The organism is Cellulomonas sp. P24 (genome assembly GCF_024704385.1).
GTDB lineage: Bacteria > Actinomycetota > Actinomycetes > Actinomycetales > Cellulomonadaceae > JAJDFX01.
Genome location: NZ_JAJDFX010000002.1, coordinates 3,031,044 through 3,054,029, shown reverse-complemented (window position 1 = coordinate 3,054,029; position 22,986 = coordinate 3,031,044). Strand labels below are relative to the sequence as shown.

Annotated in this window: 24 protein-coding genes and 1 pseudogene; 13 read left to right on the top strand and 12 right to left on the bottom strand. The window is 71.4% G+C overall.

Going from position 1 to position 22,986, the window contains the following annotated elements:
- Nucleotides 1-2 precede the first annotated feature (2 nt).
- Nucleotides 3-467: a hypothetical protein gene (locus LJB74_RS14365; RefSeq protein WP_259309185.1), complete on the top strand. Its 465-nt coding sequence runs from the start codon at nt 3-5 to the stop codon at nt 465-467.
- Nucleotides 468-543: 76 nt separating this feature from the next.
- On the opposite strand, the gene LJB74_RS14360 is transcribed toward LJB74_RS14365, so the two are convergent.
- A complete protein-coding gene (locus tag LJB74_RS14360) occupies nt 544-1,092 on the bottom strand; it encodes a TetR/AcrR family transcriptional regulator (protein WP_259309184.1) in 549 nt (182 codons plus the stop codon).
- 54 nt (nt 1,093-1,146) lie between these two features.
- Here LJB74_RS14360 and LJB74_RS14355 point away from each other — a divergent pair, with 54 nt between their 5' ends.
- Complete coding sequence (locus LJB74_RS14355; RefSeq protein WP_259309183.1) at nt 1,147-1,572, top strand: SRPBCC family protein; 426 nt, start codon at nt 1,147-1,149, stop codon at nt 1,570-1,572.
- A 34-nt stretch (nt 1,573-1,606) separates the two neighbouring features.
- On the opposite strand, the gene LJB74_RS14350 is transcribed toward LJB74_RS14355, so the two are convergent.
- Both LJB74_RS14350 and LJB74_RS14345 read right to left on the bottom strand, forming a co-directional pair.
- Nucleotides 1,607-2,428: an MFS transporter gene (locus LJB74_RS14350; protein ID WP_259309182.1), complete on the bottom strand. Its 822-nt coding sequence runs from the start codon at nt 2,426-2,428 to the stop codon at nt 1,607-1,609.
- A complete protein-coding gene (locus LJB74_RS14345) occupies nt 2,416-3,108 on the bottom strand; it encodes an MFS transporter (protein WP_259309181.1) in 693 nt (230 codons plus the stop codon). Before LJB74_RS14345 ends, LJB74_RS14350 begins: the two co-directional genes overlap by 13 nt.
- A gap of 54 nt (nt 3,109-3,162) precedes the next feature.
- On the opposite strand from LJB74_RS14345, the gene LJB74_RS14340 reads away from it, so the two are divergent.
- Nucleotides 3,163-3,918, top strand: a complete 756-nt coding sequence (locus LJB74_RS14340) for a TetR/AcrR family transcriptional regulator (protein ID WP_259309180.1) — start codon at nt 3,163-3,165, stop codon at nt 3,916-3,918.
- A gap of 136 nt (nt 3,919-4,054) precedes the next feature.
- Here LJB74_RS14340 and LJB74_RS14335 read toward each other — a convergent pair whose 3' ends face one another.
- Both LJB74_RS14335 and LJB74_RS14330 read right to left on the bottom strand, forming a co-directional pair.
- On the bottom strand, nt 4,055-4,819 hold the full coding sequence (locus tag LJB74_RS14335) for a hypothetical protein (RefSeq protein WP_259309179.1): 765 nt from the start codon (nt 4,817-4,819) through the stop codon (nt 4,055-4,057).
- Nucleotides 4,816-5,121, bottom strand: a complete 306-nt coding sequence (locus LJB74_RS14330; RefSeq protein ID WP_259309178.1) for a PadR family transcriptional regulator — start codon at nt 5,119-5,121, stop codon at nt 4,816-4,818. Before LJB74_RS14330 ends, LJB74_RS14335 begins: the two co-directional genes overlap by 4 nt.
- Before the next feature lie 100 nt (nt 5,122-5,221).
- Between LJB74_RS14330 and LJB74_RS14325 the strand changes: the two genes are divergently transcribed.
- The 3 genes from LJB74_RS14325 to LJB74_RS14315 all read left to right on the top strand — a co-directional run bounded on the left by LJB74_RS14325 (nt 5,222) and on the right by LJB74_RS14315 (nt 7,904).
- Entirely contained in the window at nt 5,222-6,169 is a 948-nt protein-coding gene (locus tag LJB74_RS14325) for a hypothetical protein (RefSeq protein ID WP_259309177.1), read from the top strand.
- Nucleotides 6,170-6,238: 69 nt separating this feature from the next.
- Nucleotides 6,239-7,153: an ABC transporter ATP-binding protein gene (locus LJB74_RS14320; protein WP_259309176.1), complete on the top strand. Its 915-nt coding sequence runs from the start codon at nt 6,239-6,241 to the stop codon at nt 7,151-7,153.
- On the top strand, nt 7,140-7,904 hold the full coding sequence (locus LJB74_RS14315; protein WP_259309175.1) for an ABC transporter permease: 765 nt from the start codon (nt 7,140-7,142) through the stop codon (nt 7,902-7,904). Before LJB74_RS14320 ends, LJB74_RS14315 begins: the two co-directional genes overlap by 14 nt.
- A 204-nt stretch (nt 7,905-8,108) precedes the next feature.
- On the opposite strand, the gene LJB74_RS14310 is transcribed toward LJB74_RS14315, so the two are convergent.
- Both LJB74_RS14310 and LJB74_RS14305 read right to left on the bottom strand, forming a co-directional pair.
- The gene (locus LJB74_RS14310; RefSeq protein ID WP_259309174.1) at nt 8,109-8,267 is read right to left on the bottom strand and encodes a hypothetical protein; all 159 of its coding nucleotides are present in this window, start codon (nt 8,265-8,267) and stop codon (nt 8,109-8,111) included.
- Nucleotides 8,268-8,985: 718 nt separating this feature from the next.
- Nucleotides 8,986-9,750 carry an MBL fold metallo-hydrolase gene (locus LJB74_RS14305; RefSeq protein ID WP_259309173.1) on the bottom strand — a complete coding sequence of 255 codons (765 nt, stop codon included), beginning with the start codon at nt 9,748-9,750 and terminating at the stop codon, nt 8,986-8,988.
- A 246-nt stretch (nt 9,751-9,996) separates the two neighbouring features.
- Between LJB74_RS14305 and LJB74_RS14300 the strand changes: the two genes are divergently transcribed.
- Nucleotides 9,997-10,335 (top strand): YrdB family protein, encoded by a 339-nt coding sequence (locus LJB74_RS14300; protein ID WP_259309172.1) that lies wholly within the window; start codon nt 9,997-9,999, stop codon nt 10,333-10,335.
- A gap of 326 nt (nt 10,336-10,661) precedes the next feature.
- A complete protein-coding gene (gene rph / locus LJB74_RS14295; RefSeq protein WP_259309171.1) occupies nt 10,662-13,259 on the top strand; it encodes a rifamycin-inactivating phosphotransferase in 2,598 nt (865 codons plus the stop codon).
- Between the two features lie 194 nt (nt 13,260-13,453).
- Here rph and LJB74_RS20660 read toward each other — a convergent pair whose 3' ends face one another.
- Complete coding sequence (locus LJB74_RS20660; protein WP_310650854.1) at nt 13,454-16,516, bottom strand: AAA family ATPase; 3,063 nt, start codon at nt 16,514-16,516, stop codon at nt 13,454-13,456.
- A gap of 38 nt (nt 16,517-16,554) precedes the next feature.
- The gene (locus LJB74_RS14280) at nt 16,555-16,782 is read right to left on the bottom strand and encodes a hypothetical protein (RefSeq protein ID WP_259309170.1); all 228 of its coding nucleotides are present in this window, start codon (nt 16,780-16,782) and stop codon (nt 16,555-16,557) included.
- 302 nt (nt 16,783-17,084) lie between these two features.
- On the opposite strand from LJB74_RS14280, the gene LJB74_RS14275 reads away from it, so the two are divergent.
- Both LJB74_RS14275 and LJB74_RS20910 read left to right on the top strand, forming a co-directional pair.
- Nucleotides 17,085-17,756, top strand: coding sequence for a ClpP family protease (locus tag LJB74_RS14275; protein ID WP_259309169.1), 672 nt, complete (start codon nt 17,085-17,087; stop codon nt 17,754-17,756).
- A pseudogene (locus LJB74_RS20910) lies at nt 17,756-18,384 on the top strand (ClpP family protease). The gene LJB74_RS14275 and the pseudogene LJB74_RS20910 overlap by 1 nt, the downstream one beginning before the upstream one ends.
- Here LJB74_RS20910 and LJB74_RS14265 read toward each other — a convergent pair.
- Complete coding sequence (locus tag LJB74_RS14265; protein ID WP_259309168.1) at nt 18,360-18,818, bottom strand: helix-turn-helix domain-containing protein; 459 nt, start codon at nt 18,816-18,818, stop codon at nt 18,360-18,362. The pseudogene LJB74_RS20910 and the gene LJB74_RS14265 overlap by 25 nt on opposite strands.
- Before the next feature lie 292 nt (nt 18,819-19,110).
- Between LJB74_RS14265 and LJB74_RS14260 the strand changes: the two genes are divergently transcribed.
- Complete coding sequence (locus tag LJB74_RS14260) at nt 19,111-20,109, top strand: patatin-like phospholipase family protein (protein WP_259309167.1); 999 nt, start codon at nt 19,111-19,113, stop codon at nt 20,107-20,109.
- Between the two features lie 124 nt (nt 20,110-20,233).
- On the opposite strand, the gene LJB74_RS14255 is transcribed toward LJB74_RS14260, so the two are convergent.
- The gene (locus LJB74_RS14255; RefSeq protein ID WP_259309166.1) at nt 20,234-20,536 is read right to left on the bottom strand and encodes a helix-turn-helix transcriptional regulator; all 303 of its coding nucleotides are present in this window, start codon (nt 20,534-20,536) and stop codon (nt 20,234-20,236) included.
- A gap of 66 nt (nt 20,537-20,602) precedes the next feature.
- Here LJB74_RS14255 and map point away from each other — a divergent pair, with 66 nt between their 5' ends.
- Nucleotides 20,603-21,379 carry a type I methionyl aminopeptidase gene (map, locus tag LJB74_RS14250; RefSeq protein WP_259309165.1) on the top strand — a complete coding sequence of 259 codons (777 nt, stop codon included), beginning with the start codon at nt 20,603-20,605 and terminating at the stop codon, nt 21,377-21,379.
- A 149-nt stretch (nt 21,380-21,528) separates the two neighbouring features.
- Here map and LJB74_RS14245 read toward each other — a convergent pair whose 3' ends face one another.
- Entirely contained in the window at nt 21,529-22,380 is an 852-nt protein-coding gene (locus LJB74_RS14245) for an alpha/beta hydrolase (protein WP_259309164.1), read from the bottom strand.
- A gap of 75 nt (nt 22,381-22,455) precedes the next feature.
- On the opposite strand from LJB74_RS14245, the gene LJB74_RS14240 reads away from it, so the two are divergent.
- Nucleotides 22,456-22,953 (top strand): GNAT family N-acetyltransferase, encoded by a 498-nt coding sequence (locus LJB74_RS14240; RefSeq protein ID WP_259309163.1) that lies wholly within the window; start codon nt 22,456-22,458, stop codon nt 22,951-22,953.
- The last annotated feature ends 33 nt before the right edge of the window (nt 22,954-22,986 follow it).

Sequence of the window (22,986 nt, the reverse complement as noted above, 5' to 3'; positions counted from 1 at the left end):
CGATGTCGACCCCGTCACCCCAGCGTCCGCTGCCCGCCGCCCTCGGCTCGACCGAGAACGCCCTGCGATCCTTGCTCTCCGAGCTCCTCCGCACGACGGAGCTGGCGGGCTACGAGGAGTGGGTGGCGCTGACCCTCGTCGATCGACATGGCGCGGACGAGACCGCGATCCTCGACGCCGTCACCGGCGGCCTCGCGGTCGACGCCGCCGCCGGTCGCCACCTACTGCACTCCCTCGAGGACAAGGGGATCCTCCACCGCACCGACGACTCGTGGCACCTCTCGCCCCGAGGTGCTGCCCTCGTCACGGAGACGCGCCGGCGTGTGACGTCGACGACCGCGCCTCTCGTCGAGGGGATCACCGCCGAGGACCTGGCCACCACCGTGACGGTCCTCGAGCAGGTCGGGTCGCGCGCACGGGAGGCGCGTACCCGCCTCTCGAGAGCCACGTCCGCGGGCCGCGCCTGACGACGCCGACCTCGATGTGCGCCGGCGCGCCTGGCCAGGCGGCACCCGCACCGCCACCCGGGTAGACCGGCGCCGGTCAGGCCTCGGGCCGCACCAGGCCGATGAAGCGGCGGTAGGCCTCGTCGACCGCCCCACGATCGCCGGTCGCGAGCAGGTCCAGCAGCAGCCCCCGCACGACGGCCAGGCCGAGACGAGCATCGGCGCGCGCGTCGCGTTCGTCGGCGCCCTCCGCCATGAGTCCGTCGGCCACGGGGCCGACCCAGTCCTCGACGATGCCGTCCAGGAACCCGTCGGTCCCGGGCCGGCCGAGCAGCGCGTACGAGTACAGCTCGAAGAACAGTCGCTCCTGCGGCCACATCTTCGGGTCGCTGAGCCGCTCCCAGGTGCGCCACGCCCCTTCACGCCCTTGACCGTCGGCCATCACGGCGTCTCGCTCGGCTCGCTCGACGGCGTCAGCGACCGCGACCAGCAGGCCCTCGCGCGAGCCGAAGTGGTAGATCAGCATCCGATGGCTCGTGCCTATCGCAGCGGCGAGCTCGCGCAGGCTCAGGTCGCCGATCCCGGCGTCGAGCGCGTGACCGACGGCCGCGTCCAGCAGCTTGCGTCGTGCTTGCGATGGAGCCATGCCCGACCGTACCATCCGGTACATGTTCCAGTTGGTACAGACGGGTGGTGCGTGATGGGTGTGTTGCATGTCGAGGCGTCGGGAACGACGCAGGCCTCTCCCGAGGACGTGTGGGCGCTCATCGCAGACGCCACGACCTACCACGTCTGGGGCCCGTGGGACGAGAGCGGGTATCGCGACGACAACCGCCGCGGGGCCGGTGCCGTGCGCTGGATGCGTTACGGGCGCACGATCACCCGCGAACAGATCACCGAGCTCCACGCACCGCACGACCTGAGCTACACCGTCGTCGGCGGCCTCCCGGTTCGCGAGTACGTCGCACGGGTGACCCTCACCCCCACCGACGGCGGCACCCACATCCACTGGGCGGCCGACTGGCGGGCGACACTGCTCGGGCGAGTCGTCCACCGCAAGCTGCGCACGCTGTACCCCGAGGTCCTCCACGACCTGATCGCCGCAGCCGAGCACGCACCGCACTGACCGCCAGCACCGGAGTGCGTCACCGGGAGATGCGTCACCGGGCGACGTCGGGCACCGACTCGTCACGGGACGCTGCCGCCGCGTTCGACATCTCGCCGTCGTGCGGGCGGCGGTTGACAGCGAGGTCCACAGCAGCAATGACGAGGGCAACCGCCGCCATCGCTGCAGCGCCGAAGAGGCTCGTGCTGGCGGCCGTCGAGTAACCGCCGCGGGCGACGCTCAGCCGACCGAAGAGGAGGGTGGCGACGACGGCGGTGCCGATGGACATCCCGATCCGCTGAGCGGTCTGGAGCATCGCCGCGGCGGTTCCGCCGAAGGCTGGGGCGACGTGCTGGAGCGCGAGGGTCTGGTTGGGGCCGATCACCAGACCGCTGCCGAGGCCGGCGACGAGCAGGGGGACGAGGAGGTCGAGCCAGATGGTGCCGTGCGGATCGGTACGGATGATCAGCGCGGTGGCGACCAGCCCGAGCGCGGCGGCGGCGAGGCCGAGGAGGACCATCAGGCGCCCCATGCGATACACGGCGCCTCCACTCGCCAAGGCGCTGATCGCCGATCCGACCGCGACGGGCAGCCCCGCCGCACCTGCCCCCAGGGCCGAGTACCCCAGACCCTGCTGAAGGTAGAGCGACAGGATGAAGAGCAGGCCGGGGTAACCGGCGAAGAAGGCCAGCCCGACGGCGCCGCTCAGGGCGAACGCGCGGGAGCGGAGCAGGTGCAGATGGATCAGCGACTCCTTCCCGGCGCGCTGCCGACGCCGCTCCCACCCGACGAAGCCACCGAGCAGCACCATCGCGAGGCCGAGCGGCCACCGGTTCGCCGTCTCGGTCGACTGCTCCTGCTCGATCAGGGGAAGCATGATCGAGGCGATGCCGCCCCCCCGAGCAGCACCACGCCCACCACGTCGACTCCGTCGCCGTGTCGACGTGCGGGGGTTGCGGGGAGGAGCCGAACACCCAGTCCGAGGGCGAGCAGACCGATGGGCACGTTGACGAGGAAGACCCAACGCCAGCCGCCCGCCGCGATGAGCAGACCCCCGACCAGAGGGCCGACGGCAGTAGCGATCGCGACCGTCGCCCCGTAGAGCCCGAACGCTCTGCCGCGTTCGGGCCCACCGAACAGGTACTGGATCAGCCCGATGATCTGCGGGTTGAGCAGCCCGCCCGCCACCCCCTGAAGCAAGCGGGCGACGACGAGCCAGGAAGGATCCGGTGACACGGCGCACAGCGCGCTGACGGCGGTGAACATCGCCACGCCGGCCAGGAACATGCGCTTGCGCCCGGCGGCGTCGCCGAGCTTTCCGCCGGGGATCAGGACCAGGCCGAAGGTCAGCGTGTAGCCGGCCCGCACCCAGGACACGTCCGCCGGCCCGGCGTGCAGCCCGCTCTGCATCGAGGGGAGAGCGACGTTCACGATGCTCACATCGAGCAGCGTCATGAACCCGGCGACCAGGCATGCCGCCAGCGCCCGCCAACGGTTGGGGGCACGTCCTGCCGCCCCTTCTCGGGATGCGGAGGTACGTCCTCTCAGATCCGACATGGTTTACAGCGTAATAGAGAGTTTACGCTGTACACAACTGATAACGTCGTACTCGTGAACCGGCAGAAGACGGACGCCCCGCCAGCAGCTGCGCCGCCTCTCTGGGAGCGGGTCGCGCAGGCGCACGCGACCCAGCGACCCACGCTCACCCATGGCACGATCGCCGACGCTGCGCTGCGCATCGCCGACGCCGACGGCATCGCGTCAGTCTCGATGCGCCGTCTGGCCGACGAGCTCGGCGTCTCCGCGATGGCCTGCTACCGGTACGTCTCGGGCAAGGACGAGGTGCTGGAACTGATGCTCGACACCGTCCGCAAGGGCGTGCTCCTCGAGAATCCCCGCGGCGACTGGCGGTCCGTCCTCCGGGCGTCCGCCATGCGGTTCCACAGCGTGATCCTGCGCCACCCCTGGATAACCGATCTCCCCGGCCGAATACTGTTCGCCACCACCCCAGCGCTCCTTGCCGTCGCCGAGCAGAACCTCACCGCCCTCGACGGCCTCGGGCTCACCACTGACCAGATGGCTGCCATCGCCGCCGCCGTGACCGCCTACACCCGCGCCAGCGCCCACGACGAGGTCACCCGAAGCCGTCTACGCAGCCCTGAGGGGTGGGCGTCCGAGGACGACGCGAAGGACGCGAACGCAGCGCGCCTGGACTGGCTCCTCGCGACCGGCGACTACCCCACCTACGGGCGCTACGTCCACTCCAGCGCACCGCCCGAGGACGACACGGCCCGCTTCGAGTTCGGTCTCGACTGCCTCCTCGACGGCATCGCAACCAGGATCGGCAAGGCCACCGCCGGCAGCTGACTCGCCGACGCCTTCCCCAGAACCCCGGTGGTCAGCACTGCACGGCTACGGCTACCCGAGACTGGGGCCGCAGCCGTCGGTTGCCACGAGGGGGACGAGCTCGCCGCGAACGAGGGCGCAGCAGGTGTCTGGTCGGCTATGCCGCGGTTCGGCGCGTGTCTCGTCCGGCGCTGAGCGCCGTGAGCGCCAGAACACCCAGCGCGAGGACCTGCGCGAGCCAGGTCAGATCGACTCCGCGTGCCGCGGCAGCGAGGAGGGCCTGGCCGGAGGCCAGGCTCAGCCCTGCCCCGATGAGGAGAAGCGCGATCGACAGTCGTCGGATGCTGGGCAACGTGACGATCCGGGCGGTGCGGGCGATCAGGACGCAGATCCGACACGCGACGAAACCGAGAGTCAGCCAGTAGTAGGCGACCAGGGCGACGTTGGCACCCCCGGTGAGGTGACCGGCAAAGCCACTCCACGCGAGCGCGAACAGGACCAGGACGGCCGCAGCAGGTGCGATCAGGGTGCGTGTAGCCGTGGCGACCAGGAGGCGGAGCCGGTCGCGCTGCAGCGGTGGCAGTGGCACGGCCAGGGCAAGACCGACCAGCAGGGGCACGAGCCACAGGCTGGTGGCGGGGTGGCGAGGACTGGCCGTCAGGACTGACGACGGCGCGACGGTACGCAACACCAGCACCGTGGCCGCCGTGATGGCAAACAGCATCACGGTCAAGACGCGGCGGGTCTCGCCGCCGCGACCCTCGGGCCAGTCGCTGGGGTGTAGCCAGAGCCGGGCCGCTCCGACAAGGGTGTCCGGCCACGATCGGACCCCCGACGCGTCTATCTCCCGACGAAGGTCCGCGCCCCATCGGTCACGCACAGCCGGCGGGAACAGCTCGATCAGGAACGTGGTCGCGCTCATGCCGGCGCCACCCCCAGAGCTCGCAGTCCCGCGGCCGACACCCGTGCCATCTGGCGCAGCTCCGCGCTGAGCTGATCGCGGCCGGCGTCGGTGATGACCACGGTCCGGTGGCGGTCGGTGACCTCCTGATCGACGGCGCGGATCAGCTCGCGCGCCTCGAGCCGCGCCAGCGCCCCGTAGAGGCTGCCCGGTCCGAGTCGACTTCCGGTGAGCTCCTCGATCGCGGTGTTGATGGCGTACCCGTGCAGGGGTCCTCCGGCCAGAACCGTGAGCACCAGCATCTGGGCGTCGTTGCTGTGCATCATGCCCCCTTCCCATGGACCTGTGTCGACGGCCCTGCTCACCATAATACGTTCGGCGATGCTACTTGACGCGTACTACGGGATGCGTACTATTCAGACCATGACACCTTCGAGACACGATCACGAACCTGACGAAGCGGGCCGTCGACGGGGGGCTGAGCGGTCGTTCGCGTCGACCGCGGGGCGAGCGCCGCAACGACCGGGTGCGCCGGCCCGGCTGACGGAAGAGCTCGACGCCCACGCCGCGCGACGCGGTCTGCACCGGGCATCGGTCGCCGTTGCTGCCGGCGCCGCTGCGGCCCTCGTCGCGGCCGCACTCTCGGTGCAGCAGACCGCCGGTCTCCGGGCGTGGCCCAGCGACTCGGTCTTCTCCCTGGTGATGCAGCTGTGGGTCCAGGTACCGGTTGTCTGCGCCGCCATCGCGTCATTCCTCGTCGTCGTCGCGCCTCGCCTTCGGGCGGAGCCGCTGAGCGGGCGTCCGGCCGAGCTCGCGGGGCGCAACCTCGCGCTGGCGGGCTGCCTGCTTCTGCCGGTGGCCGTCGTGGCGGCGGGCAACCTCGGCACCGGGATGCCCGTGGTCGAGCGGCTGTTGTTGGCGACGGTCGCCGGTCTCGTCCCGATCGCGGCCGTGGCTGGCCTACGTGCCCCGGCACACGCCGCCCGACTGACCGACCGCGTCGACGACGATGACGTGCTCGACGTCATCGCCGCAGTCGCCGGCTCGCTGGCCGGACGCTGGGCATCCTTCGGTCGGGCGCACGATGCCGTCGGGCGGACCTGGCGAGCGGCCCACGCCCGTGCCCCGCGCCTGACCCGATGGCTGGACCTGCGCCACCACCCGTGGCGGGCCGCCGCAAGCGCGTCCGTGGCCGCCGGCCTCGCGCTGAAGATCCCCGACCTGCTGATCGGCGACCCCGACATCCTCGCGTCCGCCATCGAGGCCGCCGCGGTGTACACCTCCTTCGCAGCGCTCGGCGGATGGCTCGGCTTGCGCGCGACGCACGCGTACCACGCACACACGCGTGTGAAGCTCGCCGCCACCGCCTGATCACACCCCGTCGTCGGCCGTCGACGTCGGCCGACGCTCGCACCCCTATGCCCGGAAGAGGAGTACGCCATGGTTGATGCGACTGTCGTCGCGGCCCACGGGCTCACCAAGAGCTACGGTCGCCGGCGCGCCATCGATGGAGTCACCTTCGAGGTGGAACGCGGGCAGATCTGCGGCCTGCTCGGTCCCAACGGGGCAGGGAAGACCACCACGATGCGGGTCCTGGTCGGCCTCTCGCGGCCAGAGCGTGGAACGGCCCGTCTGCTGGGAGAACAGAGCCGACTCGCCGCGGGCGTCCTCGCTCGGGTCGGAGTGGCGATCGACGGACCCGGGTTCGTCCCGCACCTGACCGGACGGCGCAACCTGGAGCTGTTCTGGACCGCGGGAGGACGCACGTGGCCTCCGCCGGCACTGAGGGAGAGCCTCGACCTGGCCGGCCTCGACCGAGCGCTGGACGCCAAGGTCAGGAGCTACTCGATGGGCATGCGCCAGCGGCTGATGCTGGCTCAGGCACTCATGGGAGCTCCCGAGCTCCTCATCCTGGACGAGCCCGCCAACGGACTCGATCCCGGCGAGGTGCGTGCGCTGCGCGAGCACCTCCGCCGACTCGCCGAGCGCGGCGCCGCCGTCCTGATCTCCAGCCATCTCCTGGCCGAGATCGAGCTGCTCGCCACGCACGCGGTCGTCATGACCAAGGGAACCGTGCTCGCCCGAGGACGGCTGCAGGACCTGCTGGGCGACGGCTCCTACGAGTTCGCGGTCGATGACCTCGCTGGCGCGGAGACGGCCCTTCGCACGGTGCCGGGCGTGGAGTCCGTTTCGCGACGAGGCGATCGCCTCTCCGTCACCGCCCCGGGACACACCCCCCAGGAGCTCAACCAGGTGCTCGTCGCTGCAGGGGTGGGCGTCGAGGCCGTGCGCTCGAGACGAAGCCTCGAAGAGACGTTCCTCGAGCTGGTGGGAGAGACCGATGCTGCGCGTTGAGATCGCCACCCAGCTGCTGCGCGTGCGCAGCCTGGTGCTGCTCGGCGTCCTGATCGGGATCCCCGTCCTGGCCGTGGTCACCCACGGCGGGCACGGGGACGAGACCCTCTCGGCGCTGAACTTCGCCGAGTCCGGCCTGAACTTCATGGATCCCGTGCTGTTCGGCCTGGTCGTTGCCGTCATCGGCAGCACCCTGGGCGGCGCGGACCACGACTGGGGCACGCTGCGCTACCTGTACGTGCGGCCCGTGAGCCCGCGCCGAGTGATCACCGGCACGTGGTGGACCCTGGTGATCTGCAGCGCCCTGGTCGTCGCTGCCTTCCTGGTGGCCGCCGTGCTCACCGGGGCCGTGGCGTTCGGGTGGCACTCCTACCACCGCGGCGGGGTCAGCGTCCTGTCGACGGCGACGGCGGCCTGGGCAACTCTCGGCGCGGGAGCGTACCTCGCCGTTTGCTTGCTGAGTCTCGGATCCATCGCCTTGGCGCTGGGTCTGCTGCTCCCTCGATCTGTGGAGGCCCTCGGGATCAGCGTGGCCTTCCTCATCGGGTCCGTGATGATCGAGAACGTGCGCGCGCTGCATGCCGTCGCAGTGGTCCTTCCGGAGCACTACTGGATGCGCTGGACGCAGCTGTTCCACGCCGGAGGCGGCAGCGGTGGGCTCGCGCTGGGCGTCGTCGTGCAAGCAGCCACTGTCGTGGTCGCCATGAGCATCGCGTGGGTCGTTCTCCACCGACGAGACCCCGCCGCGTGAACGCCGCCTCCGGTCCTCGAGGTTCGCGTCGTGAGGCTTCCCGGGCCGGAGTCGACCCACGCGCGTCACGGCGGTCAGCCCGGCCCGACGAGCCGCAAGCCGGAACTAGCCTTGCGCCAGATGAATGATCTCGTCCCCACGCGAGGAGTCCGTGATGCCGAGCGATCGCGCATGGCTGTCGTCGCTCGGCGAGGCGATGAGCCGTCACCGAGCAGCGATCGCCGCCCTGCTGGCCTTCTGCGAGTCCAGCTCCGCGGTGACGTCCCTGTCGGTGGGCTGCTCGATCGGCCGAGGCGCGGGCGACAAGCTCTCGGACATCGACGCAGCCATCGGCGTGGCCGCGCCGCGCGGGGCCACTGGCATGCGGGTCATCCGCGAGGTCGAGGACCAGCTGGTCGCCGCGCTACCCGGTCTGGGCAGCCCGGTCGACGTGCTGCTCAGCGGCTCGGAGGGCACCGACCTCGCGATCCGGAGGGTCTTCGTTCAGTTCGCCGACCGCCTCCAGCTGGACCTCGCGATCATCGCCGAGGTCGAGGTGCGCCGCGGAGACGCGGCACCGGACTTCGTGCCCCTGTACTGGCAGGAAGATCCGCCGGCCCTGAGCAGGGGGCCGTCTGCCTACGACGTGTCCGCCGACCAGGTCCGGGAGTGGGCGTTCCTCGGGTGGCGTGCTCTGCTGGACGCAGACAAGTACCTCCGCCGCGGATCTCTGTGGGAGGCGCACCAGCGCCTGCACCAGGCTCGCGATCGGATCTGGATGCTGTGGGCGGCGGCCCGCCGCACCTCCTACCCCTGGCACGGACTGTCGCAGGTTCTCGATGACAGCCCGGACCTCCTCCCCCAGGCATCGAGGCGACCGTCGCGGGGCTCGATGCCGTCGAGCTGCGCCGTGCGGTCCGAGCCGCTGCGGGCGTCTTGTCACGGTGCAGCGCCGACGCCGCAGGAGCCCACCCGGCGCACCTGCCCACCGGGATCGCCCAGCTCACGCGCCGAACCCTGGGCACCGACTGACCCCCCTGTGGGCCGACGTCCACCCCGAGAAGGACACGTCCTGGTCGACGAGCTCGTCCGAGGCGCACCGCTAGAAGGTGGCGATCTCACCAGGCTCGATGACCCGCAGCCGATCGGCGAGGTTCGCGCCCGCGAAGGCTGCACGCACGTCGTCGGGGCCTTCGCTGAAGTGGGCCCAACCCGTCACGTGCAGCGGCACGACCCACCTCGCGTCGAGAAGGCGAGCCGCCTCGGCAGCGTCCGTGCCGGTCAACGTCAGCGGCGCGCCGTCGAACAACGACGTGCGGGCAGCACCTGCGAAGACCAGTGCGACATCGATCTCGCCCATCCGGTCGGCGATCTCGTGAACGATCTCGAGAGAGGCATTGTCACCGCTGACGTACACCGTGGGCAGGCCGTCGCCGCGCACGACGAACCCGGTGACCTCGCCGGTCGACGGCTCGCATCCCTCCGGCCCGTGCCGCGCCGGAACGGCGACGACCTCCAGCGTGCCCCCCGCGGGTCGGTCCAGGACGATCCCGTGCCAGCTGGCGAGAGGGTGGGCGGTACCGCCGAGACGACGCGCGGCGCTCTCCGTCGTCAGCGTCAGCGGCGCACTCGCAAGGAACTCTCGCCCGGCCGGGTCGAGGTTGTCCGCGTGCTGGTCGTGGGACAGGAGCACGACGTCGATCGGCCCGATGACGTCGACGTCGAACGCGGGCGCCTCGGTCTTCGTCAATGGTCTGCCGGGCGCACTCTCGTGCACCCCTGCCGGGCTGAGTGTCGGGTCTGTCAGGAGACGAAGCCCACCCAGCTCCAGCACGGCCGTGGGACCGCCGACCACCCAGACGGTCAACTCCGAACCTGGGCCTCGAGCTCCGACGTGAGCGCGACTCTCGGACTGCGGTTGTGCCATGGGATCTCGAACGCCTCCCCCATCCGGATTCTTCCCGACCCGCGACCGTCGCGAACGACCGGGCCGGGCCGGCGGGGCGAGGCGGCCTCACGCTCCCTCTTGACGACCTCGGCTCACGATCGTAGTTTGGCTAATGCCATTAGCCACGGAGGGAATCGCATCTCCCACACTGACCGAAGGACCCTGATGTCGTCTCTGCGCTACCTCAGCTTGTCGATCGCGTTCGTCCTGGAGCTGGCGGTGCTTGCCGCGACCGGTTACGCCGGGTTCACCCTGGTGCACCCGATCGTCCTGCGCGTGCTCGTGGGGCTCGGTGCGCCCGTCCTCATGGCCGTCGCGTGGGGACTGTTCGCCGCACCGAGGGCCTCGATACCCCTTCACGGAGTCGCGAGCGTGACGTTCCAGGTCGCATGGTTCGGCGTGGGCGCACTGGCGCTCGCCCTCGCCGGGCGCACCGCCCCGGCGATCACTCTCGCCGTCGTGTACCTGTTGAACTCGGCAGCCCTGCGGCTCCTCGGGCACTGACGGCGGACCGCGTCGACCGGCGCTGACGACGTCGGGCCATCGCGGTGGGCCGTGACGCGCTGCGGTTCTCGCCTGTTCGACGGACGGTTGCCCGGATCTCACTCCCCCGCCGTCTCCAACGTACAACGCACAGGGGGCTTGCGGCAAGGCCCTGGTCGTGGCGCAAGATCGGCCCCCGAGCACGGCGCCGACAGGGCGCCGATGAGGAGATGGGGGCACGACGTGGGTGTGGTGTCGACGGACGAGGGACGTGCTGACGAACCGCGCGTTCTCCGACGCGTGGCCGGTCCCGGGCGACCGACCGCGACCGTTTCGCAGGTGTCGCGATGATCGAGCAGCTCGTGCTGAACCTTCATGAGGTCGACGAGTCGCAGGTCGCGGTCGTCGGCGGCAAGGGTGCCCACCTCGGTGAGCTCTCGCGGATCGATGGCGTCCGCGTCCCGGCCGGGTTCTGCGTGACGACGGCCGCGTTCGGGCGGCTCATGGCGTCGGCGTCGTCGGTCGACAAGCTGCTCGATCAGCTGTCGCGCCTGAACCCGGAGGACCGGGACGCGATCGGCACGCTCAGCGCGCAGATCCGCCGAGCCCTCGAAGGGGCCGCCATTCCCGACGACCTCACGACCGCGATCAGGCGCGCGCTCACCGAGCTCGGTGGCGACGGCGCCTACGCCGTGCGATCCAGCGCGACGGCGGAGGACCTCCCCACGGCCTCGTTCGCCGGCCAGCAGGACACCTACCTGAACGTCGTCGGGCCCGCGGAGATCCTCCGCCACGTCAGCCGGTGCTGGGCCTCGCTCTTCACCGAGCGCGCGGTCACCTACCGCCTGCACAACGGCATCGACCATCGTGCGGTCCAGATGGCCGTGGTCGTGCAGCGGATGGTCGTCCCGGACGCGGCCGGGACCCTGTTCACCGCCGACCCTGTCACGGGCAACCGCAAGGTTGCCTGCATCGAGGCCACCTTCGGGCTGGGCGAGGCCCTGGTCTCCGGCCTCGTGAACCCGGACGTCTACCAGGTACGAGACGGCGAGGTCGTCTCCAAGGCGATCGCCACCAAGCATCGCGCCGTTCACGCCCGTCCCGGGGGCGGCACGGAGCAGCTGCCGATCGACCCGTCGCGGCAGGAGCAACCCACGCTGTCGGACGCACAGGCCGTGCGGCTCGCGCACCTCGGACGGCAGATCGAGGCGCGCGTCGGCTGCCCGCAGGACATCGAGTGGTGCCTGGTCGACGACGACGTCCAGATCGTGCAGAGCCGCCCGATCACCACGCTGTTCCCCGTGCCGGCGGCCCGCGACCAGGAGACACACGTGTACCTCTCCGTCGGCCATCAGCAGATGATGACCGACGCCATGAAGCCGCTCGGCCTCTCCATGTGGCAGCTGACTGCCATGGCGCCGATGCTCGAGGCCGGCGGGCGGCTGTTCGTCGACGCGACCCCACGACTGTCCTCGCCTGCCGGCCGTGCCGGCTTCCTGGAGATGGTGGGCAGGTCCGACCCGCTGACCAGGGATGCGCTGGAGACCATCCTGAGCCGCGGCGACCTCGTCCCGTTGCGTTCGGATGCGGTTCCCGGTCCCCCGCCACCGGGCGGTGCACCTGCCCCGATCGCGACCGATCCGGCCCTCGTCGCCGAGCTGATCGAGCGCAGCCAGGCCTCGATCGCCGCCCTGCGGCGCGACATCAGGACGGTGACGGGACCCGCGCTGTTCGACTTCCTGCTCGAGGCGTTCCAGGAGCACAAGCGGGTTCTCAGCGACCCGTCGAGCGTGCAGGCGATCATGGCGGGGATGGAAGCCACGTGGTGGCTCAACGATCACCTGCAGGAGTGGCTCGGCGAGAAGAACGCCGCCGACACGCTCACCCTGTCGGCCCCCGGCAACGTCACCTCGCAGATGGGACTGGAGCTGCTCGACGTCGCGGACGCGATCCGGCCCTATCCGGAGGTGGTGGCGTTCCTGGAGCGAGTCGACGACGACGGCTTCCTGGACGAGCTGCCGACGCTCCCGGGTGGGACCGCAGCACGACGCGCCATCGAGGCCTATCTCGACCGGTACGGCATGCGCTGCGTCGGCGAGATCGACATCACCAGGCCGCGCTGGAGCGAACGCCCCACCACGCTCGTCCCCCTGATCCTCGACAACATCGCGCTCTTCGAGCCAGGAGCCGCCGCGCGGCGCTTCGAGCATGGCCAGCAGGAGGCGCGACGGAAGGAGCAGGAGGTCCTGTCACGCCTGCGGGCCCTGCCGGACGGGGAGCAGAAGGCCGACGAGACCACGCGGATGATCGAGCGGGTCCGGACCTTCATCGGTTACCGGGAGTACCCGAAGTACGACATCGTCAGCCGCTACCTCATCTACAAGCAGGCCCTGCTGGGCGAGGCCGAACGCCTCGTGGCGGCGAACGTGCTCACCGAGAAGGAGGACATCTTCTTCCTCACGTTCGCCGAGCTCCACGACGTCGCGCGCTCCCACCAGGTCGACGACCAGCTCATCCATCGGCGCAAGGACGCGTTCCGGTCATCCCAGGCGCTCACGCCGCCCCGGGTGCTGACCTCCGACGGCGAGGTCCTCTCCGGGGCGTACCGACGCGACGACGTACCGCCCGGCGCCCTCGTCGGCCTGCCGGTCTCCACCGGGATCGTCGACGGCCGCGCCCGCGTGATCCTCGACATGGCTCAGGCCGATCTCGAGGCCGGCGACATCCTGGTGACCACCCACACCGACCCGAGCTGGTCACCGCTGTTCGTCGCGATCGCTGGGCTGGTGACGGAGGTGGGCGGCGCGATGACTCACGGCGCCGTGATCGCCCGGGAGTACGGCTTGCCGGCCGTCGTCGGCGTGGCCGATGCCACCCGCCTGATTCACGACGGGCAGCGGATCCGCGTGCACGGAGGCGACGGGTACGTCGAGATCCTGCCCTGACCGACCGGTTGACGTCCGGACCCGATCGGGTCACCAGGGTCAGGTCGGCGTGCGCGCACGCGGCGCGAGTCGCCCTGCGCACGCCGCCGGACGAGGGCGTCGTCGACGCGCGCGTTCGTGCTGATGTGCCCGCCATGCTCCAGACGGAGAACCCCCGCAGGAATCGCCTCGGCCACGGTCAGGGGCGGGACCCCTCAGTCGGACAGGACCCCGTCGCGGCGAGCCACGGCCACCGCCTCGGTGCGCCCACGGGCGCCGAGCTTGGCCATGATGTTCGAGATGTGGACGCTCACCGTCTTGGCGCTGATGAAGAGCCGGCGGCCGATCTCGGCGTTCGATCGCCCTTGGGCCACGAGACCGAGGATCTCGCGCTCGCGGGGGGTGAGGGCACTGGTGGTGGCGACACGTGCGGACGTGGTGCGTGCCGGACCGCCGAGGCCGCGCAGCTCGGCCAGCAGTGTCTCGGCCCCGAGCGTGCGCGCCGTGGCCCGTGCGGCGTCGGCGAGAGTGCGCGCCTCGTCCGCGTCACCGGCCGCCCGCAGGACGACGGCGAGGCGGGCTCGTGACCGGGCCAGCTCGTAGACGTCGCCCCACTCCTCGAAGGCCGCAACGCTCTCCCGCCAGGCACGGACCAGGTCGTCCTCCGCCGGGGCGTCGACGTCGGTCAACCAGCGCAACCGGAGATGCTCGGCGAGGACACGCGCTCGCCACGCACGAACCTCGACCCGTGCCGGTCCGGTCATCGACTGGTGGTCCCAGACGTCCGCAGCGGCGGCGACGAACCTCGCGCCGGAGGACCCGAGTGCGGCGAGCTCCGATCGGGCAACGCGCGGGGCGTGGTTGGCGAGCTGCCCCAGGACGAGCGCACTGAGGCGGACCTGGACCCAGATCGTCGACCCCTGCCACAGGCGCCGGAGGTTCCCGATGACGTCGTCGTGGACGGCGACGGCGTCATCGATCTCGTGACGGTCGCCGCGGACGTCGATCGCTGCTCCACCCGCGAGCAGGGCCGTCATCCCGTCGCGACCCCACCAGGCACGGGTGATCTCCACGAGCTCGGGCGCCCCGGGATCACGCCGCCCTGCCAGGACGCTGAGCTTGACCGCGGCAAGGAGCGCCTCGGCCATCGGTGGCGGCGACTGACCGGAGACGTCGACGGTACGCAGTGCCGCGTCCCAGTCGCCGATCGTGTAGGCGGTGATGGCAGAGATCGCACGCGCATCGACCCCGTAGGGAGTCCAGGGTCGCCCGCTCTCCCGGGCCCGGCGATCGGCCGCCTGGCAGACCGCGAGCGCTTCGGGGAACTCTCCCTGGCCGAAGTGCAGCCGGCCGATCTGGTCCAGTCCGCGCAGCTCTGCCGTGACGTCGCCGTCGGCTCTGGCCTGCGCGACGACACGCTCCAAGCGGGAGCGGGCCGCGTCGGCGTCACCGGTGAGGTTGTCGATCTGGGCGAGGGTCAACGTCGCTTCTGCGGCAACCCGTGGCAGGCCCAGACTGAGCGCCATGTCGTGGGCCTGGGTGGCGAAGCGCGCCGCGTCCTGGCCGCCGAGGCGATGGATCGTCGCCTTGGCATGGACGGACAGGACCTCGGCCCGAAGCGGACTCGGAGGGACGTCCGGGACGAGGGACATCGCTTCGCCGGTGAGCTCCAGCGGATCCAGGTCGGTCTCCGTGAGGAACGTCCCGGCCGCGAGTCCGACGAGGAGGCGCACGCGTGCTGACGGGTCGGCCTCAGGCGACAGCATGCCGAGGTGGTCGGCGATGAGCTTCACGGAACGGTAGGGATCACCCGAGGCGATCAAGGCGTCACTTGCCTTGAGCACGAGCCCGACGATCGCGTGCTCGCCACTGTCGGCGTCGTCGACCTCGACGGGCCCGACCGCCCGCACCGATCCGCCCGCGGCGGCCCCACCGCCCGCCTGCGGCACGGCCCGGGCCAGCAGCTCGAGCGCGATCTCGTAGTGCCGGGCCGCCTCCTCGGGGGCGCCGACCGCCATCGCGTCGTCGCCTGCCTCGATGCTCGCGCGGATCGCAGTCGGGGCGTCCCGCGCAGCCCGAGCGTGTCGGGCGAGCTCCGCCGCCGTCCCCGGGACCTCGCCGGACCTCAGCACACTGACGTAGGCCGCGTGGAGCCGGACCCGCTCCCCGGGGAGGAGGTCGTCGTAGATCGCCTCGGCGAGCAGGGCGTGGCGAAACGCGTAGCTGTCGTCGTGCGAGAGGACCAGGATGTGCGACTCGACCGCCTGCCGGAGGGCGAGGTCGAGGTCCGGCGCGGGGACCGAGACGACTCGCGAGAGGAGCTGGTGCGTGACCTGACGACCGGCGGCGGCTGCCGCCCGGACGACGGTTCTGCTGCGCTCGTCGAGGTGGTCGAGCTCGACGAGGAGGAGGTCCGCCAGGTCGTTGGGCAGGGCCCGAGTCCCCATCTGGGTCGCGAGGACCAGCTCCTCGGTGAAGAACGCGTTCCCCTCGGCACGGGAGACGATCGCCTGGATGTCGCGTTCCGGCAGCGGCAGCGGGTGGAGAGTCTGGATGAGCGTGCGGACCTCGCCCTCGCTGAGAGGGGCGAGGTGGAGGCGGTGCACCGTCGTGAGCCTGGACCACTCGGCGATGGCGGACCGCAGAGGGTGCCGACGATGGACGTCGTCGCTGCGGTACGTCACGACGAGCGCGACAGGTGCCTCGAACGGTCTCGAGAAGAGGAACGAGATCAGCTCGCGGCTTGCCTGGTCGGCCCAGTGAACGTCCTCGACGACGACAAGGAGCGGCTGTCGTTCCGCCAGCTCCTCGAGGACCGCGTGGACGGACTCGAAGAGATCGGCGCGGCTCGACTGCGCCTGCGCAGCCCGATCGCCACGGAGGCGGTCGTCGTGGTCTGTCGTCGACGGGACGATCCCGACACCCGAGCGGACCCGCTGGCCCGGCAGGAGTCGGTTGATCGAGGGGTGGGCGGCCACGACGGGACCCACGACGTCAGGGATCTCGGCAAGGAGCCGGCCGAAGATCTCGCTGAAGGGGAGGTAGGGCAGGGCGCTGTCGCCGAAGTCGAGGCAGTGTCCGACGACATCACTCCGACCGGTCGCTGCGGCGCGCTCGCGCAGGGCCTGCACGAGTCGCGTCTTGCCGACCCCGGCATCCCCGCCGAGCAGCACGGATCCGGAACCGTGCACGGCCTCGTCGACCCCGAGCAGCTCGCAGAGCTCGCTCAGCTCGTCCTCACGCCCGACGAGCGGGCCGCCGCGGGTGTCGGAGGTCACGCACCCCATCATCGAGCCGCCCTCCGACATCGGCGACATCAGGCCGGCAGGCACGGTGTGGAACGTCGCCGACGCCATCGACGCGGCCGTGACGACCGACGGCGCGACGGCAGGCCGACCTCCTGGCGGCACCCGTCATCGGGCACGACGGGCGCCGCAACGACGTCCCCGTCGACCCCGCCGCGATGACGTGACCAGCGGCGGAACCCCTCCAGCCGGTAGGACTGCTCGGCCTCGATGAACTCCGGGGTGTAGAGGTGCACCATCGTCTCTTCCTTGCGATCTCGACCATTCCGACGTGTTCGAGAGTGCGCGCCTAAGGTGCCCCAGGACATCGGCAGAAGCCTTATCTTCGGGTCGCGCGGCCGCCTCAGCCTGCGCGGGACCGACGGCCGGAACGCGACCTCGACGGGGACGCCATCGAGGTCGTCGCCGGACGAGTGCCGAGTGCCGAGTGCCGAGTGCCGTCTGCCGTCAGCAGATCCGCCGACGGCAGACCCCAGCCGCTCCGGCCGCACCGAGGGGTGACGGTGGTCAGGTCAGCGACACACCGTGAGAGGACACCGCGATGAGCACCACCGCCAGCACCCGAGTCACCACCGGACGGGACCTGACCGCCCCGCCGCTCGCTCGCACCGCCCAGGCACCTCCGCCGTCCCCGTTCGACGACCAGCTCGCGACCCGCCTGCTGCACCAGCGCATCATCGTCCTCGGCGCGGAGGTCGACGACGCGATCGCGAACCGCATCTGCGCGCAGCTGCTGCTGCTCTCCGCGGAGGACCCTCGCCGCGACATCGCGCTCTACCTCAACTCCCCAGGCGGCTCGGTCAGTGCGGCGCTCGCGGTCTACGACACGATGCGGCTCATCCCGAACGACGTCTCGACCCTCGGCATGGGGCTCGTCGCGAGTGCCGCGCAGTTCCTGCTGAGCGCGGGGACGCCCGGCAAGCGGTTCGCCCTCGAGCACACCCGTGTCCTGATGCACCAGCCGTCGGGCGGACTGGGCGGCACGGCGGTGGACATCGCGATCCAGGCGCAGAACATGGCACACGTCAAGACGACGATGCAGTCGCTCATCGCGGAGCACACCGGCCAGAGCGTGGAGACGATCGAGCGGGACAGCGATCGCGACCGCTGGTTCACCGCCGCCGAGGCGAAGGAGTACGGCTTCGTGGACCGCGTCGTCACCCGGCTGGACGACGTCCGCCCCGACGCTCACCAGCAGAAGGTCGGTCTGTGATGGCCGGCCACTACACGGTCCCGGTGGTCGTGGAGCAGCGACCGACGGGAGAGCGCGCGGCCGACGTGTTCAGCCGGCTGCTGTCCGAGCGGATCATCTTCCTCGGCACCGAGATCGACGACGACGTCGCGAACGTGACGATCGCGCAGCTGCTGCACCTGCAGTCGGCGAACACCGACGCGGACATCAGCCTCTACATCAACTCCCCGGGGGCTCCCTCACGGCGCTGATGGCGATCTACGACACCATGCAGTTCATCCGGCCGGAGGTCTCGACGTTCTGCATGGGTCAGGCCGCGTCGGCGGCGGCCGTGCTGCTCGCGGCGGGCGCGCCGGGCAAGCGGTTCGCACTCGAGCACGCGCGGATCTTGCTGCACCAGCCCTCGGGCGGGGCGGAGGGCACGGCCGCGGACCTCGAGATCCAGGCGCGCGAGGTGCTGCGACTGCGCGCCGAGGTCGAGGAGATCCTGTCCCGGCACACCGGGCACCCGGTCGAGAAGCTGCGGCTGGACACCGACCGCGACCTCATCTTCGACGCGCGCGAGGCGGTGGCCTACGGCCTGGTGGACGACGTCGTGCGCACGCTAAAGGGCGACCTGCCGCCTCAGGCGGCGCGCAGGACCGCCTGACCGCCGGGCGTCCAGCGTGACGCTCCCCCGTCGACCGCGGTCGCGGCACCGCTGGCGACGTCGGTGCCGCGATCGGGTCCGACGGAGCCGGATCGGACGGAGACCGGTCGGACGGAGCCGGGTCGGGACGCGCGGGCGGTCAGGTCGACGACCTCCGCGCGTCCCACGAGCTCGTCGTGGGCCTCCGCGAGGAGGTCGACCAGGCGCATCCCGAGCGCTCGGCACACCGCGACGAGCACCTCGGACGAGGCCTCCTTGCGTCCGCGCTCGATCTCGGAGAGGTACGCGACCGAGACACGAGCCGCGAGCGCGACGTCGCGCAGCGTCCTGCTCTGCGCCTCGCGTCGGGTGCGCAGGATCGCGCCGACGAGCCGTCGGAGCAGCGGCTCGGGTGCACCCCGTTGCCCGAGTGCGACCAGTGGCTCGGGTGCCATGGCGACCTCCTCTCGGGCGAACCTAGCAGCCACACGCGCGCGCCCGCGGCCCGCGCGATCCGCCCTCCGCGAACGATCGCGGCGCGCCCGCCGGTGACACCACGGTCGGCGTCAATGCCGTTGCGTACGCCGAGGCCGACGCGCTACCGTCTCGGCGATCGCAGCCCGCCCCCAAGGAGGTGACACCCATGAACGCAGTACCCGCACTGGGTGCCCCCCACGGTCCACGATCGCGCGACGGCGCTAGTCGCCACCGGGAGCGCCCGCCAGGCAACTCGCGAAGGGCACTTCCATGAACAGCACATCGTCTTCAGCTCAGCACCTCCCCTCGACGACGGCCTCCGACCGGTCGAGGTCCCACGACGATCAGGCGCAGGTCGACGCCACCCACCGGATCCCCGTCCCAGGCGAGCGCGCGTTGGTGCTCCACGGCGGCGGATCGGCCGGCAATGCGTGGGAGATCGGCGTCCTCGCGGGGCTGCTCGATGCCGGGCTGGACGTGACGGCGCCCGACCTGACCGTCGGGACGTCGGCCGGAGCGACGGTCGCGGCCCAGCTCACCACCACGACCCCGACCGACCTGCTCGCCGCGATCCTCTCCGCCGCACCGCCGCAGCGGACCGGTGCGTTCGGCCGCGGCGCACCGGGCCCGTTCGGCCCGGTGGCGAACCACATGGAGGTGACGGACCGCATCATCGCCGCAGCGGAGGACGCGGCGGACATGCGTCGCAGGATGGGTGCGGCGGCACTCGACCTCGACGCGACATCGGACGGCTCCGGAGCTGCGCGGTGGCGCACGACGGTCGCGGCGCGACTGCCCGGCGCGCACTGGCCGGAACGAACGGTGCTCATCACGGCGGTCGACGCCCGTACCGGAGAGCCTGTCGTGCTCGACCGCTTCTCCGGGGTCGACCTCGTCGATGCCGTCGCCGCCAGCACGTCCAACGGCTTCGGTGTCCCTCCTGCCGACATCGGCGGCAGGCGCTACCTCGACGGCGGCTACCGACGCAACGAGAATGCCGATCTCGCCGCCGGGTACGCGCGGGTGCTGGTGCTGTCGCCCTTCGGTGGTCGAACCCGGCATCCGCTGGAGTGGGGCATGCAGCTCGCCGCACAGATCGACGAGCTCCGCGCCGGCGGCAGCAGCGTCGAGACCGTCTTCCCGGATGACGCGGCGCTCACGGCGTTCGGCACCAACATGATGGATCTGTCGACGCGTCCGCCCGCCGCTCGCGCCGGGTACGACCAGGGCAGCGCTCTCGCCGAGCAGCTCACCGCGTTCTGGCGCTGACACCGACGGGCCCGTCGACCCTCGGGGGGTGGCGACACCGCGCCCACGCCCCGGGGGCCGGCCGGCTCGACACGGCGCGCGCGTCCCTACCGGGCTCGATGACCGGACGCTGCGGGTTCGCGACCTACGAGGCCACCCGCTCATGCGAGCGGCGACGCGGCCGGGAGGGTCCGACGCCGTCTTGGGACGTCCTGACCTCGGCCCAGACGGCGTCGAGGGAGAGGCCGAGGACGTCGGCGATCGCGGCGATGGTCGGGAACGCCGGCGTCGGCACCCGGCCTGTCTCGATCTTGCGGAGGGTCTCGGGTGAGACACCGGCCTCGAGCGCGACGTCGAGCATCGCGCGCTCGCCCCTGGCAAGCCGCAGCAGGGTGCCGAGGCGCTGCCCGCGCTCGAGCTCTGCGGGAGTGAGGGGCAACCTGACCATGGCTCCGATACTAATACCGGGATACTATGGCCGGTATAGTTATCGGAACCACAGGAAGGGCGCCGAGTGATCGAGATCCTGACCGCCGCCGAGGTGACACGAGCGCGGGTCACCGGCGCCCTGGTCGCCGACATCCTGCAGACGCTGCGGAGCCGGAGCACGGTCGGTACGAGCCTGCTGGACCTCGACCGATGGACCCGGTCCATGATCCTCGAGGCCGGTGCGACGTCCTGCTACGTCGACTACGCGCCATCGTTCGGACGCGGGCCGTTCGGCCACTACCTCTGCACGTCCGTCAACGACGCCGTGCTCCACGGACTCCCGCACGACTACCGGCTCGCCGACGGCGACCTGCTGTCCCTCGACCTCGCCGTCTCTCTGGGCGGAATCGCCGCCGACTCCGCGATCAGCTTCGTCGTGGGCAGCTCACGGCCACCGGAGAGCGTCGCGATGATCAGCGCGACCGAGCGCGCACTGAGCGCCGGGATCGCCGCCGCCGGGCCCGGAGCACGCATCGGCGACATCTCCCACGCCATCGGCACGGTCCTCCGCGACGCCGGGTACCCGATCAACACCCAGTTCGGCGGTCACGGCATCGGATCGACGATGCACCAGGACCCGCACGTCTCCAACACCGGCCGGCCCGGCCGCGGTTACCGGCTGCGCCCCGGGCTGCTGCTCGCGCTCGAGCCGTGGGTCATGGCGGACACCGCCGAGCTGGTCACCGATGCCGACGGGTGGACCCTGCGGAGCGCGACCGGCTGCCGCACAGCCCACAGCGAGCACACCATTGCCATCACCGACGACGGGGCCGACATCCTCACCCTGCCGACGCGCGCGTAGGACTGCCAGCTCCGCAGGAGCCGTCCTCGTCACGCGCGTCGCACATGGTGACTGCCATGACCATCGAACCGCCGTCAACTCGGCACCTCCGCTCGCCAGCACACCCCGACCGGTTGACCTCCGGACCCGATCGGGTGACCAGCTTCAGGTCATCGCACCCGCACGCGGCCCGAGTCGCCCTGCGCACGCAGCCAGACAAGGGCGTCCTCGACGCGCGGGATCGTGCTGATGTGCCCGCCATGCTCGAGACGGAGAACCGCCGCGGGAATCGCCTCGGCGACCCACGCCGCGTGACCGGCCGGCACGAACGTGTCCCCCGCACCATGGAGCACCAGCACCGGCACCGCGATGTCGTTCAGGCTGAACCCCCAGTCAGCCAGGCACGCCAGCTCGTCCTCGATCGACCCCTCCGGTGACGCGGTGCCGGCAGCATCGAGCTGCCAGTCCCAGTACGGGCCGTGCATCGCCTGGAGATCCTCCGGGGCGAACATGCTCAGGTCGACAGCGGCGTCCGACGCCAGATGCGCAGCGAGGGCGTCGCGTCCGAGCAGCGCTGCCTCGAACTCGGCACGGTTCGGCTCGGCCATGCCCGCGAACCAGTCCAACCCCGCAGCACCGAATGGAGCCGGGCCCCCGAGGACCGCTGCCGCCGTGAACCGCGACGGATGCCGCGCGACGGCCCCGAGAGCGTGCATCGCGCCGGCCGAGAGTCCGATCGTGGTCGCGGACTCCACCCCCAGCTGATCCAGCACCGTCACCAGGTCGCTCGCACCGTCGGCGACACTGCGCCCCGGCCGTGCGGATGATCCCCCGTACCCCGGGCGGTCGTGACCGAGCACGCGCAGGCCGAGCTCGTCCGCCCGGTCAACCAGGGGCGCGGGTGGAAGGCCGCACATACCCGCACCGTGCTGCCAGTAGACGGTGCCCTCGGGCGTCGCGTAGCCGCTGTCGTAGACGTGCAGGACCCGGCCGTCGGGGGCGGAGACATCCCTCTCGATCACCGATCCAGCCTACGAGCCCTCACGCGTGATCGAGAGCCGCCAGCATCGACGACCGACGGCCGCTACATTACGGACGTGATCGTGCGCGAACGTGCTGCGGAGGACCTGCCGGGCTGTGTGCGCACCCTCGAGGCAGTGCACACCGCCAACGCCTACCCCGTGCGCTGGCCGGCGGACCCGGCCGGATGGCTGAGCCCCGCCGGATCGACCGCCGCGTGGATCGCCGAGCTCGACGGAGCCGTCGTCGGGCACATGTGCGTGGTGCGCGGTGTCGAGGACCCGCTGGTGACCGCACTGACCGGCGCGGGCCCCGACCGGCTGAGCACGGTCTCACGTCTGTTCGTCGCTCCGGACGCACGAGGGCGAGGGATCGGAGCGGCGCTCCTCGCTGCCGGGTCCGCGTATGCATCGGCCCGGGGTCTCCGGCTGATGCTCGACGTCGTCGACGACGGCGGGCCGGCCGTGGCGCTCTACGAACGGTCCGGGTGGCAGCTCGTCGACCGTCGGCTCGCGGACTGGACCACACCCGAGGGCGATCGACCGCCGATCCGCATCTACCTCGCGCCGCGTTGAGCGGCAGAGCCCGCCCGACGACGAGCACGGCGA

Excerpts from the sequence above, each read along its gene's own strand:
- LJB74_RS14350 (WP_259309182.1), bottom strand. The coding sequence starts at position 2,428 with ATGCTTCCCCTGATCGAGCAGGAGCAGTCGACCGAGACGGCGAACCGG.
- LJB74_RS14345 (WP_259309181.1), bottom strand. The coding sequence starts at position 3,108 with ATGTCGGATCTGAGAGGACGTACCTCCGCATCCCGAGAAGGGGCGGCA.
- LJB74_RS14310 (WP_259309174.1), bottom strand. The coding sequence starts at position 8,267 with ATGCCAGTGGCCCCGCGCGGCGCGGCCACGCCGATGGCTGCGTCGATG.
- LJB74_RS14355 (WP_259309183.1), top strand. The coding sequence starts at position 1,147 with ATGGGTGTGTTGCATGTCGAGGCGTCGGGAACGACGCAGGCCTCTCCC.
- LJB74_RS14320 (WP_259309176.1), top strand. The coding sequence starts at position 6,239 with ATGGTTGATGCGACTGTCGTCGCGGCCCACGGGCTCACCAAGAGCTAC.
- LJB74_RS14335 (WP_259309179.1), bottom strand. The coding sequence starts at position 4,819 with ATGAGCGCGACCACGTTCCTGATCGAGCTGTTCCCGCCGGCTGTGCGT.
- LJB74_RS14275 (WP_259309169.1), top strand. The coding sequence starts at position 17,085 with ATGAGCACCACCGCCAGCACCCGAGTCACCACCGGACGGGACCTGACC.
- LJB74_RS14280 (WP_259309170.1), bottom strand. The coding sequence starts at position 16,782 with ATGGTGCACCTCTACACCCCGGAGTTCATCGAGGCCGAGCAGTCCTAC.
- LJB74_RS14265 (WP_259309168.1), bottom strand. The coding sequence starts at position 18,818 with ATGGCACCCGAGCCACTGGTCGCACTCGGGCAACGGGGTGCACCCGAG.
- LJB74_RS14365 (WP_259309185.1), top strand. The coding sequence starts at position 3 with ATGTCGACCCCGTCACCCCAGCGTCCGCTGCCCGCCGCCCTCGGCTCG.
- LJB74_RS14260 (WP_259309167.1), top strand. The coding sequence starts at position 19,111 with ATGAACAGCACATCGTCTTCAGCTCAGCACCTCCCCTCGACGACGGCC.
- rph (WP_259309171.1), top strand. The coding sequence starts at position 10,662 with ATGATCGAGCAGCTCGTGCTGAACCTTCATGAGGTCGACGAGTCGCAG.
- LJB74_RS14330 (WP_259309178.1), bottom strand. The coding sequence starts at position 5,121 with ATGCACAGCAACGACGCCCAGATGCTGGTGCTCACGGTTCTGGCCGGA.
- LJB74_RS14255 (WP_259309166.1), bottom strand. The coding sequence starts at position 20,536 with ATGGTCAGGTTGCCCCTCACTCCCGCAGAGCTCGAGCGCGGGCAGCGC.
- LJB74_RS14325 (WP_259309177.1), top strand. The coding sequence starts at position 5,222 with ATGACACCTTCGAGACACGATCACGAACCTGACGAAGCGGGCCGTCGA.
- LJB74_RS14315 (WP_259309175.1), top strand. The coding sequence starts at position 7,140 with ATGCTGCGCGTTGAGATCGCCACCCAGCTGCTGCGCGTGCGCAGCCTG.
- LJB74_RS14360 (WP_259309184.1), bottom strand. The coding sequence starts at position 1,092 with ATGGCTCCATCGCAAGCACGACGCAAGCTGCTGGACGCGGCCGTCGGT.
- LJB74_RS14300 (WP_259309172.1), top strand. The coding sequence starts at position 9,997 with ATGTCGTCTCTGCGCTACCTCAGCTTGTCGATCGCGTTCGTCCTGGAG.